The 15,515-nt window shown below is 74.6% G+C and carries 5 protein-coding genes; all 5 read right to left on the bottom strand.

The genetic code is table 11. The features are described 5' to 3' along the window. Positions 1 to 38: 38 nt before the first annotated feature. Entirely contained in the window at positions 39 to 695 is a 657-nt protein-coding gene (locus AMK13_RS19515) for a hypothetical protein (RefSeq protein ID WP_074003400.1), read from the bottom strand. Then, positions 692 to 1,513, bottom strand: a complete 822-nt coding sequence (locus AMK13_RS19510; protein WP_241852954.1) for an ATP-binding cassette domain-containing protein — start codon at positions 1,511 to 1,513, stop codon at positions 692 to 694. The genes AMK13_RS19515 and AMK13_RS19510 overlap by 4 nt, the downstream gene beginning before the upstream one ends. A 61-nt stretch (positions 1,514 to 1,574) precedes the next feature. Then, a complete protein-coding gene (locus tag AMK13_RS19505; RefSeq protein WP_143204575.1) occupies positions 1,575 to 2,066 on the bottom strand; it encodes a hypothetical protein in 492 nt (163 codons plus the stop codon). A gap of 332 nt (positions 2,067 to 2,398) precedes the next feature. Further along, the gene (locus AMK13_RS19500; RefSeq protein ID WP_074003397.1) at positions 2,399 to 2,632 is read right to left on the bottom strand and encodes an MbtH family protein; all 234 of its coding nucleotides are present in this window, start codon (positions 2,630 to 2,632) and stop codon (positions 2,399 to 2,401) included. Next, positions 2,629 to 15,501: a non-ribosomal peptide synthetase gene (locus AMK13_RS19495; protein ID WP_074003396.1), complete on the bottom strand. Its 12,873-nt coding sequence runs from the start codon at positions 15,499 to 15,501 to the stop codon at positions 2,629 to 2,631. Before AMK13_RS19495 ends, AMK13_RS19500 begins: the two co-directional genes overlap by 4 nt. Between the last annotated feature and the right edge of the window lie 14 nt (positions 15,502 to 15,515).

The raw sequence follows: 15,515 nt of genomic DNA, 5'->3' as shown, positions 1-15,515 counted from the left end.
GGAACGTCCCGCGCCGTCGCGGGACGTTCCCCTGGTGGTCAGCTCTTCTTGACGGCGATCGCGTGGGTGACGGCCGTTCCCGCCGCGAGCAGAACCGCGGCGGCGGCGGCCAGCACGCCCGTGGAGCCCAGGACGTCCGCCGACTTCGACGCGTGCTGGAGGTCGGTCAGCAGGATGTTGACCGGGGACACGCCCTTGCCGAGCATGGCGGCCAGCAGGAGCGCCAGGGCGACGACGAGTGCGTAGCCCTGCCGCCGGAACACCAGCCGTGAGCAGACGAATCCGATGGACATGCCGGTGAAGGCGCAGGTCAGTTGGGCCTCCGTGCCGAGGGCCAGATCGGCGGGGCCGACGGTGTGGGTTCCGAACAGCAGCGGCAGTGCCAGGCCGGCCCCCGTCAGCAGCAGGCACCAGACGGCAGCGGTCGCGACCGATCCGAGCACCATTCTCAGGTGGCTGCCCGCGCTGACGACCACGATCGAGCGATGCGGCGGGTCTTCCAGGCCGATCAGCGTCATGGTCAGCCAGGTGGAGCACAGCAGCATGGCGCCCGCCACCGCGGAATACGTGGCGGGGAGCGGGCCGGTGTCGCTGCTGGTCAGCACGGCGGCGAGGCCGATGAACACGAGCAGCGGCGCGAGGTAGCGCTGGGAGAGCAGCAGAACCGTGAACATGTAGCGGACCAAGGGGATCACCGGGCAACACTCCCGGCGTCGGTGCGGGAGCCGTGGTCGTGCGCGGCCCTGGCCACCGCGTCCACCGACCACCGGTGCTGCAGCGCCGTCATCAGTACGGCGTCGGAGTGTTCCCGGGTCACCCGCAGGATCGTGTCCTGGCCCCGGCGGGCGGCGTTTACCACGCCCGGGAGCGAGTACCAGTCCGGCTCGGCCGGGACCGCGCCGTCGGCCGGCACGGTCAGGACCAGTTCGACCACCGGGGCGGGGCCCTCGGCGTGCGTGCCGCCCCGCCAGACGACCCGGCCGTCGGTGATGGCGTAGGCGCCGGTGGCGTGCGTCCCGGTGATCGCCTCGCGGTGGTCGGTGAAGACCACCGCGCCGCGTCGGGCGGCCACTTCGTCGATGAACTCGCCCAGGACGCCGTGGGCCGAGGCGTCCAGGCCCGACCACGGTTCGTCGAGGACCAGCAGGTCGGGCCGGACGAGCAGGGCCTGGGCCAGCGCGACCTTCTGTGCGTTGCCTTTGGAGAGTGTGCGCAGCGACGCGGTCGGGCCGCCCACGAGGGCCAGCCGGTCCAGCAGGTGGCCTCCCCGCGCGCGGGCGGCGGAGGTGGACATGCCTCGGATGCGTCCCATGTGGGTGAGGTAGGAGATCGCCGAGATGCGTTCGTGCGCCGTGAAGCGGTCCGGTACGTAGCCGATGGTCGGCGGTCGGCCCGACACCTTGCCGGACGTGGGCTGCGACAGCCCGACCAGGATCTTCAGCAGGGTCGACTTCCCGGAACCGTTGGTGCCGACCACGGCGACCACCTCGCCGGCGGAGACCTCCATGTCCACATCGGTGAGGATCCACCGTCCTCCGCCATAGCGTTTGCAGACAGCTTTGCAGTGTAACAAGTCAACTCCCGGCTGTGATGTCCATACTCACGCTACTACAGTGAGGCATCGGGTCGGCGCGGATGTCAACAAGACGCACGCCGCGGTCGGCGAAAAGGGTCGCAAGCCTGTTCAGTCCTTCTTCCAAGTGTTCACCGGAGAGGGAACTGCAGGACAGTCGGAGGTGGTTCCGCCCCTCCTTCCCGGCATGGAAGTGCAATATCGGCGTAAAGAGCGCGCCGAATTCCTGGCCGGACCTTTCGAGCAATTCGTCGCCGACGGTGAACGGCACATCGACGACGACGAAGAAACCGCCGTGCGGGGTTTTCCGGGAAACGTCCGGGCACCGCCGGAACGGCGATTCCGGACCGCGAAGGTGGTGGGCCGGATCGCGCTGGTGGATCCGCCGGTCGCCGGAGGTCGCCCGGGTCGGGCTGAAGCCCGCCTCCGGCAGGGCGCCCCCGACGACGGCCTGCGAGATCGGCGCGGTATTCACGGTGACCGGCACGTCCACGGTCGCCACGAGGGCCCGGCAGCCGAGTGGCGCCGCCCGGTCCGCCGGCGCCACCGCGTCGAAGGCGGCCCGGTCCGCGGACAGCGTGTCGTCTCCCGGCCGCTGCCGCCCTCGACGAAGTCTCACTCCTCGGGCGCCGTGGCGGCGTGCGCCGCGCTCCGCAGGCCGATCAGGCCGCCCAGGCCGGGCGGCGCCGCCCGGCCTGGTCCGGCGCGTCCGTGACGGTCAGCCCGTATCCGCGGACGAACCCGGCGGTCCGGGTATCCAGGTCGGTGACGCGCGGAAGCGGATGTGGTCGACGGTCAGGTTCTTGAAGGGGCTGCGGTCGGTGTTCACGGCGTGGCGCGCCCACCCGCCGCGGCGTCCATCGCCGCGATCAGGCTGTCGGGACGCATGTCGGTCCAGTGCTCGTTCACGTGGTCGATGCAGGACTGGCGGTCGGCCTCGCCGTGGACGGCCTCCCAGCCGGCCGGCACCTCGGCGAACGCGGGCCACAGCGAGTACTGGCCCTCGGCGTTGCGCAGCACGAGGTAGGTGGCGTCGTCGTCCTCGAAGGGATTGGTCATCGGTCGGTTCCCCCTGTGTGTTGTGTGGGTGCGGTGAGTTCCCGGAGCCGGTCCGCGAGTGCCGGGCCGATCACGCCGAGGGCCTGTGGCCGGGTCATCTCCTCGTGCCCGCAGGCGACTTCGTGCGTTCGCAGCGGGCCGTCGAGGTGCGGCTCCCAGAGCTTCGCCTCGAGTCGGTCATGGTCCCGGTCCTGACCCCGGTCGTGGGCCCGGTCCCGGTCGTGGGTCGCGGCGAAGTGCAGCAGCTCCCCGTTGAAGACGCCCGGGGTGAAGGCCTGGGCGGCCCGGGCGACGCCCAGGTACACGGCCGCCAGGTTGTCCCGGACCCGGTCGTCGAGCTGCAGGCCGGCGGTCTCCCGCCGTACCGCCTCGGCGACCTCCTCGGGCGACGGGGCGGCGACCGGGGCCAGGCCGGCCAGCGGATAGCCGTCCAGCACCGCGAGCAGACCCACCTGTTCGCCGGCCGCCTGGAGCTGCACGGCCATCTCGTGGGCGATCAGACCGCCCGCCGACCAGCCGAGCAGGTGGTACGGACCCTGCGGGGCGACCCGGCGGATCTCGGCGACGTACGCCGCCGCCGCGTCGGCCACCGTCGCCGGGAGGCGGTCCGGCCCGCCCTCCAGCCCTGGCGACTGCAGCGCGTACAGCGGGTGGCAGTCGTCCAGGTACCGGGCCAGCCCGGCGAATGACCAGCCGAGGCCGGCGGCCGGATGGACGCAGAACACCGGTGCGCGCCCGCCGCCCGGCCGCAGCGGCAGCAGGACGTCCCAGTCGCCGCCGCGCCGGGACCCGTCCGCGGCACCGTCCAGGGCGGCCGCCAGCTCCGCGACCGACGGGGACTCGAACAGCAGCCGCAGTCCGAGGTCGAGGCCCAGCACGGTGTGGACCCGGTCGATCAGCCGGGCGGCCAGCATGGAGTGGCCGCCGGCGTCGAAGAAGCTGTCGTGGACCCCGAGGTCGGGAGCGCCGAGGACCTCCGCGAAGAGCTCGCGCAGGACCGCTTCGCGTGGGCTGCGCGCGGCGCGGTCCGGCTGTCCGGAGAAGTCCGGCTCCGGCAGCGCGGCACGGTCCAGCTTCCCGTTCGGCGTGACCGGAAGCGCCGGCAGGACGATCACCGCGGCCGGGACCATGTGGGCGGGCAGCAGCCCGGCCGCGTGCGCGCGCAGTTCGGCCGGGTCCGGCGCGTCACCGTGCGGTACGGCGTAGCCGATCAGCCGCGGCTCGCCCCGGCCGTCCTCGCGGACGGTCAGCACGGCCTGGGCGACGGCCGGATGGTCGAGCAGCGCGGCCTCGATCTCGCCCGGCTCCACCCGGAACCCGCGCACCGAGAGCTGGTGGTCGGCGCGGCCCAGGAAGTGCAGCCGGCCCTCGCGGTCCCAGCGGACCAGGTCGCCGGTGCGGTACATCCGTGAGCCCGGCGGGCCGAACGGATCGGGCAGGAACCGTTGCGCGGTCAGCCCGGGCCGGCCGAGGTAGCCGCGGGCCAGGCCGGGACCGCTCACGTACAGCTCCCCGGCGACGCCCGGCGGCACGGGCCGCAGCCGCTCGTCGAGGACCCGCACGCCGGCGCCGCCGATGGGACGGCCGATCGACGGGCGGTCCTGGCCGGTCAGCGGCTCGCTCATGGTGGCGCAGACGGTCGTCTCGGTCGGACCGTACGCGTTGATCAAGCGCCGTCCGGAGCCCCACCGGTGCACCGCGTCGGCGGGCATCGCCTCGCCGGCCACGGCCAGGGTGCGGACCGTCGCCAGCCCGTCCGGCGGCAGGACCGACAGCGCCACCGGCGGCAGGGTCACGTGGGTGACCCGGTGCCGGGCGATCAGCTCGGCCAGCGGGCGGCCCGGCATCAGCTCCTCCCTGGTGGCCAGCACCAGTTCGGCACCGGACAGCAGCGCCATGCACAGTTCGGAGAAGGCGGCGTCGAAGCTCGGCGAGGCGAACTGCAGCACCCGGTCCGCCGCGGTGACCTGGAAGCGGTCGATCTGACGGGCCGCGAGGTTTGCGATGCCCTCATGGGTCACCACCACCCCGTTCGGGCGGCCGGTGGAGCCCGAGGTGTGGATGACGTACGCCGGATGGGCGGTCAGCAGCGCGGCGGTGCGGTCCTGGTCGGCCGGGTCGGTGTCCGGTGCCGCTTCGAGCGTCCGCGCGGTGAGCGGGTCGTCGAGCACCAGCGCGGCGGCCGGCTCCGGCAGCCGGTCGGCCGTCGAGCGCAGGGCGAGCACCCGGGACGGCCGGGCGTCGGCCAGCATGTGCCGGATCCGCTCGGCCGGGTAGTCCGGGTCCACCGGCAGGCAGGCGCCGCCCGCCTTGAGCACGGCCAGCACGGCCGTGACCTGCTCGGGCGAGCGCGGCAGCAGCAGCGCCACGGTGCTCTCCGGGCCCACCCCGAGCGAACGGAGGTGGTGCGCCAGCCGGTTGGCCCGGCGGTTCAGCTCCGCGTACGACAGGGTGTCGGCGCCGTAGCGCAGCGCCGTACGGTCCGGTGTGCGCGCCACCTGCCCCTGGAACAGCTCCGGCATCGTTCGCGCGGGGACCGGCGGCTCCGGAGCGCCGGACCACTGCTCGAGGTCGAGCCGCTCGGGCGGCAGTAGCACGTCCAGGGAGCCGATCGGCGCCCGCGGGTCGTCCGCGACAGCGGCCAGCAGGGCCACCAGGCGGCCGGCCAGCGCGGTCACGGTGGCCTCGTCGAACAGGTCCGCGTTGTAGCGGATGCTGCCCTGTACGCCCGCCGTCAGGCCCTCCGGTGTGTGGCTCTCGCGGAGGGAGACGTCGAGGTCGAACCTGGCGGTGCCGGCGTCCGTCTCCGGCTGGGTGATCGTCAGGCCGTCCAGGTCGAACCGCGGCGGCTCGGTGTTCTGCAGCACCAGCAGGACCTGGAACAGCGGGTGCCGGGACACCGAGCGGGTCGGGCTCAGCACCTCGACCAGCCGCTCGAACGGCACGTCCTGGTGGGCGTAGGCGGCCAGCGCGGTGGTGCGGACCCGGTGCAGCAGCGTGACGAAGTCCGGATCGCCGGAGGTGTCGGTGCGCAGCACCACGGTGTTGGCGAAGAAGCCCACCAGCCGGTCGAGGGCCTGGTCGCCGCGGCCCGCCAGCGGGCTGCCCACCGGGATGTCCGTCCCGGCACCGAGCCGGGTGAGCAGCGCGGCGAGCGCGGCCTGGAAGACCATGAAGGTGGTGACGCCCTCACGCCGGGACAGTTCGGTCAGTTTCCGGTGCAGCCGCGCGTCCAGGTCGAGCGGCACGTGGCCGCCCCGGTGGCCGGGCGTGGTGGGGCGCGGACGGTCGGTGGGCAGCGTCAGCTCCTCCGGCAGGTCCGCCAGGGCATCCTGCCAGTGGGCGAGCTGCCGGGCGATGGCGCTGTCCGGGTCGTCCTCGGTGCCGAGCAGTTCCCGCTGCCAGAGCGTGTAGTCCGCGTACTGGACCGCCAACGGCTCCCACCGCGGGGCGCGGCCCGCCGAGCGGTCCCGGTAGGCGGTGGTGAGGTCGCGGGCGAGCGGGGCGTACGAGGAGCCGTCGCCGGCGATGTGGTGCAGCACCAGGAGCAGGACGTGCTCGGTGGGCGAGATCCGGAACAGCGCGGTGCGCAACGGCGGTTCGACGGCGAGGTCGAAGCCGGTGCGGGTGGCGGCGGACAGCGCGGCGGGCAGCTCCGCGGCGGTGACCGGCACGGTGACGAGGGCGACCGGGCCGTCCTCGGCCGCGAGGATCCGCTGGTGCGGGTCGCCGTCGTGGTCCGGGAAGACGGTGCGCAGGGCCTCGTGCCGTTCCACCACGTCCCGCAGCGCGGCGTCCAGCGCCGCCGGGTCGAGCTCCCCGGACAGCCGCAGGGCCAGCGGGATGTTGTAGGCCCCGGAGCCGCCGTCGAGCCGGTTGAGGAACCACAGCCGCTGCTGGGCGTACGACAGCGGGATCACCGCGGGGCGTTCGGCGGGGACGAGCGCCGGGCGGGCGGTGTCCGCGGTGTCGAGGCGGGCCACCAGGCCGGCCGGGGTCGGCGTCTCGAAGACCGCACGCAGCGGAAGTTCGACCCCGAACGCGGAGCGGACGGCGTTGCCGAGCCGGGTGGCCAGCAGGCTGTGCCCGCCGAGCGCGAAGAAGCCGTCGTCCGGGCCGACCGAGGGCACCGCGAGCAGCTGGGCGAAGAGTTCGCCCATCAGCTCCTCGCGCGGGTCGCGCGCCCGGCCGCCGGCGGCGCGGGCGGTGAGGTCGGGGGCCGGGAGGGCGCCGCGGTCGAGCTTGCCGTTGGCGTTCGTCGGCAGCGCGTCCAGCAGGACGAACGCGGTCGGCACCATGTACTCCGGCAGCGTGGCCGCGGCGTGCGCGGCGAGTTCCGCGCCGGTCACGCCGTTGCCCGGGCGCAGCGCCACGTGGGCCACCAGGCGCCGGTCGCCCGCCGGGTCGGCCGCGGCGCTGACCGCGGCGCCGGTCACCGCCGGGTGGCGGGTCAGGACGTTCTCGATCTCGCCCGGCTCGATCCGGAAGCCGCGTACCTTGACCTGGTCGTCGGTGCGGCCGAGGTAGTCCAGGGCGCCGTCCGGGCGGCGGCGCACCAGGTCGCCGGTGCGGTACATCCGGGCGCCGGGCCCGCCGAAGGGGTCGGCGACGAACCGCTCGGCGGTCAGCGCGGGACGGCGGAGGTAGCCGTGGGCCAGGCCCGGGCCCGCCAGGTAGAGCTCGCCGCGGACCCCGGTCGGGACCGGTCGCAGCCGCTCGTCCAGGACGTGGGCGCGCACGTGCGGCAGGGGCCGGCCGATCGGCGGCGCGGCGCTCTCCGCACCGCTCGCCTCCTCGTCCTCCGAGTACCAGGCGGTCGCGTAGACGGTGGCCTCGGTCGGGCCGTAGATGTTGGCCAGCCGCGTGCCGGGCAGCAGGCGGCGCACCTCCCGGACCAGGTGCTCCGGCAGTGCCTCGCCGGCCATCACCAGGGTCCGGGCGGAGAAGGCGGCCTCGCCACCGGCGAGGAGTGCGGCGAACACCGACGGCACGCCGCTGACCAGGCTGCCCGACCAGGGCCGTTCGGCCAGTTCCAGCAGGTCGCGCACGATCTCGACGTGACCGCCGGTCAGCAGCGGAGCGAACAGCTCGAACACCGAGACGTCGAAGGAGAGCGAGGTGGCGGCCAGGACGTCCGCCAGCCCCTCGGCCCCGAAGCGGTCCGCGGCCCAGTCCAGCAGCCGGGCCATGCTGCCGTGCGAGACCACGACGCCCTTGGGCCGCCCGGTGGAGCCGGAGGTGTAGATGACGTACGCGGGCGAGTCCGCCGCGATCGCCGCGCACCGCTCCTCGGCGGAGCGGGCGTCGGCGTCGGCGGGGGTGCCGGCGAGGGCGTCCCGGACCGCGGGGTCGTCCAGACGGACCCGGGGCAGCACGGACGGCTCGGGCATCCCCGGTACCGGCTCGCCCTCGGTGAGCATCAGGATCGGCCGGGCGTCGGCGCAGGCGAAGGCGATCCGCTCGGCCGGCTGGGCACGGTCCACCGGAAGGTACGCCGCGCCGGACTTCAGCACCGCGAGCACCGCGACCAGCATCCGCTCCGAGCGCGGCAGCGCCACGGCGACCACGTGCTCCGGACCGGCGCCGCCGGCGACCAGCAGCCGGGCCAGGCGGTCGGCCTCGGCGTCGAGTTCGGCGTAGGACAGGGTGCGGCCCGCAGAGCTGACCGCGGGCGCCGCGGGCGTGCGTCGGGCCTGCGCCGCGAAGCGCAGCGGCACCGGGTCGAAGTGCGCCGGGCCGGACGGCTGCGCGTCGGCCGGCCGGGGCCGCTCCTGCGGCGTCAGGATGTCGACGTCCCCGATCGGCAGGGCCGGGTCGGCGGCCAGCGCGCTCAGGAACCGGATCAGCCGGTCGGCCAGCGCGACCGCGCTCGCCTCGTCGAACAGGTCCGCGCAGTAGCCCAGGGTGCCCTCGACACCGGCCGGTTCGCCCGCCGGTGAGCGGGTCTCGCGCAACTGGACGTCGAGGTCGAACTTGGCCGTCCGCTGCGGGATCCGCTGCCCGGTGACGTCGAGCCCCGGCAGGGTCACCGCCTCGCCGCCGCCGGGCTGCAGCGCCAGCATCACCTGGAACAGCGGGTGCCGCGCCAGTGACCGCGGCGGCGCCAGCACCTCGACCAGCCGCTCGAACGGGACGTCCTGGTGGGCGTAGGCCTCCAGGTCGTCCGCGGCTACCCGGCGGAGCAGGTCACCGAAGGCCGGGTTGCCGCTGGTGTCGGTGCGCAGGACCAGGGTGTTGACGAAGAAGCCGACGAGCCCCTCGAGCGAGGCGTCGGCGCGCCCGGCGACCGGGGTGCCGATCGGCAGGTCGGTGCCGGCCCCCAGCCGGGTCAGCAGTGCCGCGAGGGCGGCGTGCAGGACCATGAAGAGGGTGGCGCCGTGCTCGCGGGCCAGGCCGAGCAGGTCCGTGTGCAGTTCGGCGGGCAGCCGGAAGGCGACCTCCGCGCCCCGGTAGCTGAACTCGGGCGGCCGCGGCCGGTCGGTCGGCAGCTCCAGGCCCTCGGGCAGCCCGGCCAGCCTGTCGCGCCAGTAGGCGATCTGGCCGCTGATCCGGCTGTCCGGGTCCTGCTCGCTGCCGAGCACGGCGCGCTGCCACAGCGCGTAGTCGGCGTACTGGACGGGCAGCGGCGGGAACTCCGGTGCCCGGTCGGCCAGGCGCGCCGCGTAGGCCGTGCCGAGGTCGCGGGCCAGCGGGTCCATCGACCAGCCGTCGCCGACGATGTGGTGCAGTACCACGAGCAGCACGTGATCGGTGGGCGTCAGCCGGAAGAGCGTCGCGCGCAGCGGGAGTTCGGCACCGAGGTCGTGGCCGCGGCCGGCCTCGGCCAGCAGCGACCGTTCGAGCGCGTCGGCGTCGGTGTCCACCACGGCGAGGCCGGGCCGGGCCTGCGCCGGGTCCAGGATCCGCTGGACCGGCTCGCCGTCCACCTCGGCGAAGACCGTGCGCAGCGACTCGTGCCGCACCACCAGGTCGCGCAGGGCCGAGCGCAGTTCGCGCTCCCGCACGGGGCCGGACAGCCGCAGCGCGATCGGGATGTTGTAGGCGCCGCCGTGTTCCTCGAGCCGGTGCAGGAACCACAGCCGGCGCTGGGCGAACGACACCGGCAGCGGGTCCGGCCGCTCCATCGGGACCAGCGGGGCCTGCGCCGGGGCCGCCCGGTCGAGCCGCTCGGCGAGCGCCGCGACGGTGGGGGCCTCGAACACGGTCCGCACGTCGAGTTCGGCGCCGAACGCGGAGCGGATCGCGTTGACCAGCCGGATGGCCAGCAGGGAGTGTCCGCCGAGCTGGAAGAAGTCGTCCTCGATGCCCGCCTCGGGCAGCCCGAGCACATCGGCGAACAGCGTGCAGAGCGCCTCCTCGCGCGGCGAGCGCGGCGCGCCCGAACCGGCCTGCACCTCCCGGTCGGGTTCCGGGAGGGCCGCGCGGTCGAGCTTGCCGTTCGCGGTGACCGGAAGGCGTTCCAGCACCATGAACGCCGCCGGAACCATGTACGCCGGCAGCCGGGCGCCGACGTGCGCCCGCAGGGCCTTGGCGAGCCGCCCGGCCTGCTGGAACAGCAGCGGCGCGTTGGTGTCGCGGGCCGTGTCGTCCTCGGGGGCGGGCTCGGCCCGTCCGGTCGGCAGGAGCGGGCCGACGGGCCCGGAGGCGTCGGCGAAGACCACGTCGAGCAGGCCGCCGGGTCCGGACGGCGACCAGGTGACGGCCGTCCGGTAGCCGAGCCGGTCGCCCAGCTCGTAGAGCAGCGCCGGGTCGACGCCGACGGCCTGCGCCAGCCGGGCCCGTACCCGGGCGAGCGGTTCGCCCGCGTCCAGGGCGGCGGTGGCCGCCGCCTCCGGCCCGGTACGGCCGTCCGGCACGCCGGTCACCCGCAGGCTCGCCGGCCGGTGCTGCGCGAGGTGGGCCTGGAGGTCCGCCAGGTCGGTGAGGTCCTGCGTCCAGTGCAGGGTGGTCGCCTCGACCGGCGGCACCGGCGCGTCCACGGCGGCGTGCAGCACGACGTCGTAGCGGTAGCGGGTCAGCTCGTTGTGGGCGTGGCCGCGCTTGACGCGGACGTCGGCGCCGGCGAGGCCGTCGGTGGCCCGGGCGAACGCGTGGAAGTAGCGGGGCGCCACCAGGAGTTCCTTCTCCCGGTCCGCCCGGCGCCGGGCCCGGCGCCGGAGCTCGGAGGAGTCCTCGGCGTCGTCGGCGCGCGCCAGTTCGACGCCGGTGTGGAAGGTGTGCAGCAGGTCCAGGTTGCGCACGTCGCCCACGAACAGCGAACCGCCGGGGGCGAGCAGGCCGGTGAGTGCGGTGAGCACGCGCCGCAGGTAGTCGGCGTCGGGGAAGTACTGCACCACCGAGTTGAGGACGATCGTGTCGAAGTGCCCGGCGGGCAGCCCGGTGAGGTCGTCCGCGGTCTGGGTGCTCAGCCGCACGGTGGGGTGGGCCCCCAGGTGGGCACGGAGCGTGCGGATCGCCTGCTCGGAGAAGTCGGTGGCCCAGTACGACTCGCACTCGGCGTACAACCGGGACAGGATCAGGCCGCTGCCCACCCCGACCTCCAGCACGTGCCGCGGGCGCAGTTCGCGGATCCGCTCGACGGTGGAGCGGCGCCACTCGTCCATCTCGTCCAGCGGGATGGGCCGGCCGTCGTAGCTGCTCTCCCAGCCGGAGAAGTCCGAGCCGAAGGCGGCGGAGCGGGCGCCGTCGTACATTCCGTCGTAGATCTGCCGCCACTCGGCGACGTGCTGGACCGCCCCGGTCTCCTGGTCGGCCGGCCGCAGGCCGCCCGCGACGACGTAGGCGACCAGCTGCCGTTCGCCGCGGTGGTCGGTACGGGCCAGCACCTCGGCCTCGGACACCTCGGGGTGGTCCGCCAGCACCGCGGCGACTTCTCCGGGCTCCACCCGGAAGCCGCGGATCTTGACCTGATCGTCGCCGCGGCCCATGAACTCCAGCTGCCCGCTGCCGTTCCAGCGCGCGAGGTCGCCGGTGCGGTACATCCGGCTTCCGGGCGCGCCGAAGGGATCGGCGACGAACCGCTCGGCGGTCAGGCCGGGCCGGTGGAGGTAGCCGCGCGCCAGACCGGTCCCGGCCAGCCAGGCCTCGCCGGTCACTCCCGGCGGGACCGGCCGCAGCCACTCGTCCAGCACGTAGACCCGGGTGCCGGCCAGCGGCCGCCCGAGCGGCACCCGGACGTCGGCGGTGTACGGCGACCGCAGCTCGTGGTGGGTGGCGCACAGCGTCATCTCGGTGGGCCCGTACAGCTGGCGCACGACCGCTCCCGGCGCGTGCTCCAGGACGCGCTGGACCGCGATCGGCGAGACGACGTCGCCGCCGGTGAGCACCTCGCGGACGGTGGCCAGGCACTCGGGCGCGTCCTCGGCCACGACCCGCAGGAGCCCGGCGGTGAAGTGCACGGCGGTGATCTTCTCGTCCGCGATCAGCCGGGCGATGGCGGCGGTGTCCAGCGGCCCGGGAGGGGCGAGCACCACCTCGTTCCCGGCCAGCAGCGGCACCCACAGCTCGTAGTCGCTGATGTCGAACGCGTACGGGGCGTGCATGAGCACGCGCTCGTGGTTGCCGGAGTCCCAGCACGGGTCGTCGGCGAGGGCCACCACGTCCCGGTGCGCGACGGCCACGCCCTTGGGCAGACCGGTGGAGCCGGAGGTGTACATGATGGTGGCGAGCTGGTCCGGGTGGACGACCGGCAGGTCGGGGCCGGTCGCGGCGGCATCCGCCGGCACCTGGTCGGCCCCCACCACGACGACCCGGGCCTCGTGCCGGAACTCCCGGGCGAGCATCGCCCGGTCGGTCAGCAGTACGGACGCCGCGGTGTCGGCCATGACGTATTCGAGCCGCTCCGCCGGGTAGGCCTCGTGCAGCGGGACGCAGACGCCGCCGGCCTTCCAGACGGCGAGCATCGACACGACCAGTTCGGGGGAGCGCTCCAGGAAGACCGCGACCCGGCTCTCCGGTCCGACGCCCCGGGCCGTCAGGGAGCGGGCCAACGCGTCGGCCCGCCGGTCCACGTCCCGGTAGGTCAACTCCCGCTCCCCGGCGCGCAGGGCGACCCCGTCGGGGTGCTCCGCGGCCGTGCGGGAGAACCGGACGTGCAGCACCTCCTCGGCGCCGGTGACCAGCGCGGGGGTACCGGCGAGCAGCCGACGGCGTTCGTCCTCGCCGAGGATCTCCACGGCTCCGATCCGTCGGCGCGGGTCGGCCGCGACGGCCCGGAGGAAGCGGGTCAGCCGCTCGACGACGGTCTCGACCGTGGTGCGGTCGAAGATGTCGGTGCGGTACTCGACGGTGCCCTGGACGCCGTCCGCGAGCCGACCCTCGCGGAACCGCTCGGAGAGGTTGAACGCCAGGTCGAACTTGGCCGACGGCAGCGGCTCCTCGGCCAGGGTCACGTCCAGGTCGGCGAAGCGGAGCTCGGCGTCGGGGGTGTTCTGCAGCGCGAGGAAGACCTGGAAGAGCGGGTGCTGGGAGAGCGAGCGCTCGGGCTTGAGGATCTCGACCAGGCGCTCGAACGGGAGGTCCTGGTGGGCGTAGGCGGCCAGGGCGTTGTCCCGGACCGCCGTCAGCAGCTCGGTGAAGCGGGGGTCGCCCGACGTACGGGTGCGCAGTACCAGGGTGTTGACGAAGAAGCCGATCAGGTCCTCGAGGGCGGCGTCCGTTCGTCCCGAGATGGGCGAGCCGATCGGGATGTCGGTGCCCGCGCCGAGCCGGGTGCACAGGGCGGCCAGCGCGGCCTGCAGCACCATGAAGAGGCTGGCGTTGTGCCGGTGGGCGAGGTCGAGCAGCTGCTGGTGGAGTTCGGCGTCCAGGCTGAGGCCGACCGTCTCGCCGTGGAAGCCGGCCTCGCGCGAGCGCGGCCGGTCCGTCGGCAGCACGGTCTGCTCGGGCAGTGCGCGCAGCGCGTCCTGCCAGAAGCCGGTCTGCACCGCGAGGACGCTCGCCGGGTCGTCGGGCCCGCCGAGGACCTCGCGCTGCCACAGGGTGTAGTCCGCGTACTGGACCGGGAGCGGACGCCAACCTGGCTCCTGGCCGCGGCTCCTGCTGCGGTAGGCCTGGGCGAGGTCGCGGGCGAGCACGGTCAGGGACCAGCCGTCGGCGGCGATGTGGTGCTGGACGACCAGCAGCACGTGCTCGGTCGGCGACAGTGCGAACAGGTGGGCGCGCAGGGGGGCTTCACGGGTGAGGTCGAAGGCCTCGGCCGCGGCGGCGCGCAGCCGGCCGGGCAGGTCCGCCTCGCCGGTGTCCGTCACGGTCAGGACGGGACGGGCCTCCCGCGGGTCGAGGACGAGCTGGTGGGGCTCGCCGTCGACCTCGGGGAAGACGGTGCGCAGGGCTTCGTGGCGGGCGGCCACATCGGCGAGGGCCTCGGCGAGCGCCGCGCGGTCCAGTTCGCCGCGCAGCCGCAGCACGCTCTGCATGTGGTACGCGGAGCCGTCGTCCGCCAGTCGGTTGATGAACCAGAGCCGGCGCTGCCCGAAGGACAGCGGGATCCGCGCGGGTCGTGCGGCGGGGGCGAGGGGCGTGCGCGCGCCGGCCGAGCCGTCGATCCTGGCGGCGAGGGCGGCGACGGTGGGCGCCTCGAAGAGGGTGCGCACCGGGATCTCCACGCGCAGCCGCGAGCGCAGGGCGTTCACCAGGCGGGTGGCGAGCAGGGAGTGGCCGCCGAGCTGGAAGAAGTCGTCGTCCAGCCCGACCCGGGACACTTCGAGGACCTCGGCGAACAGCTCGCAGAGGATTTCCTCCTGCGGGGTGCGCGGCCTGCGCCCGGGCCCGGCCGGGCCGAGGTCGGGGGTCGGAAGTGCCTTGCGGTCCAACTTGCCGTTGGGGGTGAGCGGCAGCACGTCGAGCACGGTCAGGACGGCCGGGACCATGTGGCCGGGCAGCCGGCGGGCGAGGTGGTCGCGCAGCGCGGCCGGGTCCGGAGCGGTGCCGGGGACGGGCACGGCGTAGCCGGTCAGGGCCGGCCCGCCGGAGCCGAGGTCCCGGACCACGACGGCGGCCTGGGCCACCTCGAGGTGGTCGGTGAGCGCGTGCTCGACCTCGCCGAGCTCGATCCGGAATCCGCGGACCTTGACCTGGCCGTCGGTGCGGCCGAGGTACTCCAGGCTGCCGTCGTCGCGCCAGCGGACCAGGTCGCCGGTGCGGTACATCCGGGATCCGGGCGGGCCGAAGGGGTCGGCCACGAAGCGTTCGGCGGTCAGCCCGGGCCGGTTCAGGTACCCGCGGGCCACGCCGGCGCCCGCGATGAACAGCTCGCCGGTGGCGCCGGTGGGCGCGGGGCGCAGCGCGCGATCGAGTACGTAGGTGCGGGTGTTCGCGAGCGGGCGTCCGATCGGCGGACGGCCGGGAAGCGCCGGGTCGACGGTGGCCGCCGTCGACCAGATGGTGGTCTCGGTCGGGCCGTAGACGTTGGTGACCTCGGCGGCGGCCTCGCCCAGTTCCCGGGCCAGGCCCTCGGGCAGCGCCTCGCCGCCGACCAGCACCTTCAGTCCCGTCAGGCCGTCCGGGCCGTGGTCCAGCATGCTGCGCCACAGTGTGGGCGTGGCCTGGACGGCCGTCACTCCGGCGTCGGTGATCAGCTGCTTGAGCGTCTGCGGGTCGTGCGCGCCGTCCTGCCCCGCGAGGACCAGCTCGCCGCCGGACAGCAGCGGCAGCAGCAGTTCCAGGTTGGCGATGTCGAAGCCGAAGGTGGTGACCGCGAGCATGCGGTCGTCGGGGCCGAAGTCCAGCCGCTCCTGGAAGTCCGTCAGCAGGTTGACGAGGTTCTCGCCCGGGATCACCGTGCCCTTGGGCAGTCCGGTCGAGCCGGACGTGTAGATCACATACGCGGGGCTGAGCGGGTGGGGGCGGGTGGGACGGTCATTCGCCATGGGATCCCTCGCTG

It is taken from the genome of Streptomyces sp. CB02056 (genome assembly GCF_001905545.1).
Classification (GTDB): domain Bacteria; phylum Actinomycetota; class Actinomycetes; order Streptomycetales; family Streptomycetaceae; genus Kitasatospora.
The sequence above is the reverse complement of the archived record's forward strand: the minus strand, read 5'-3'. Positions and strand labels throughout refer to the sequence as shown.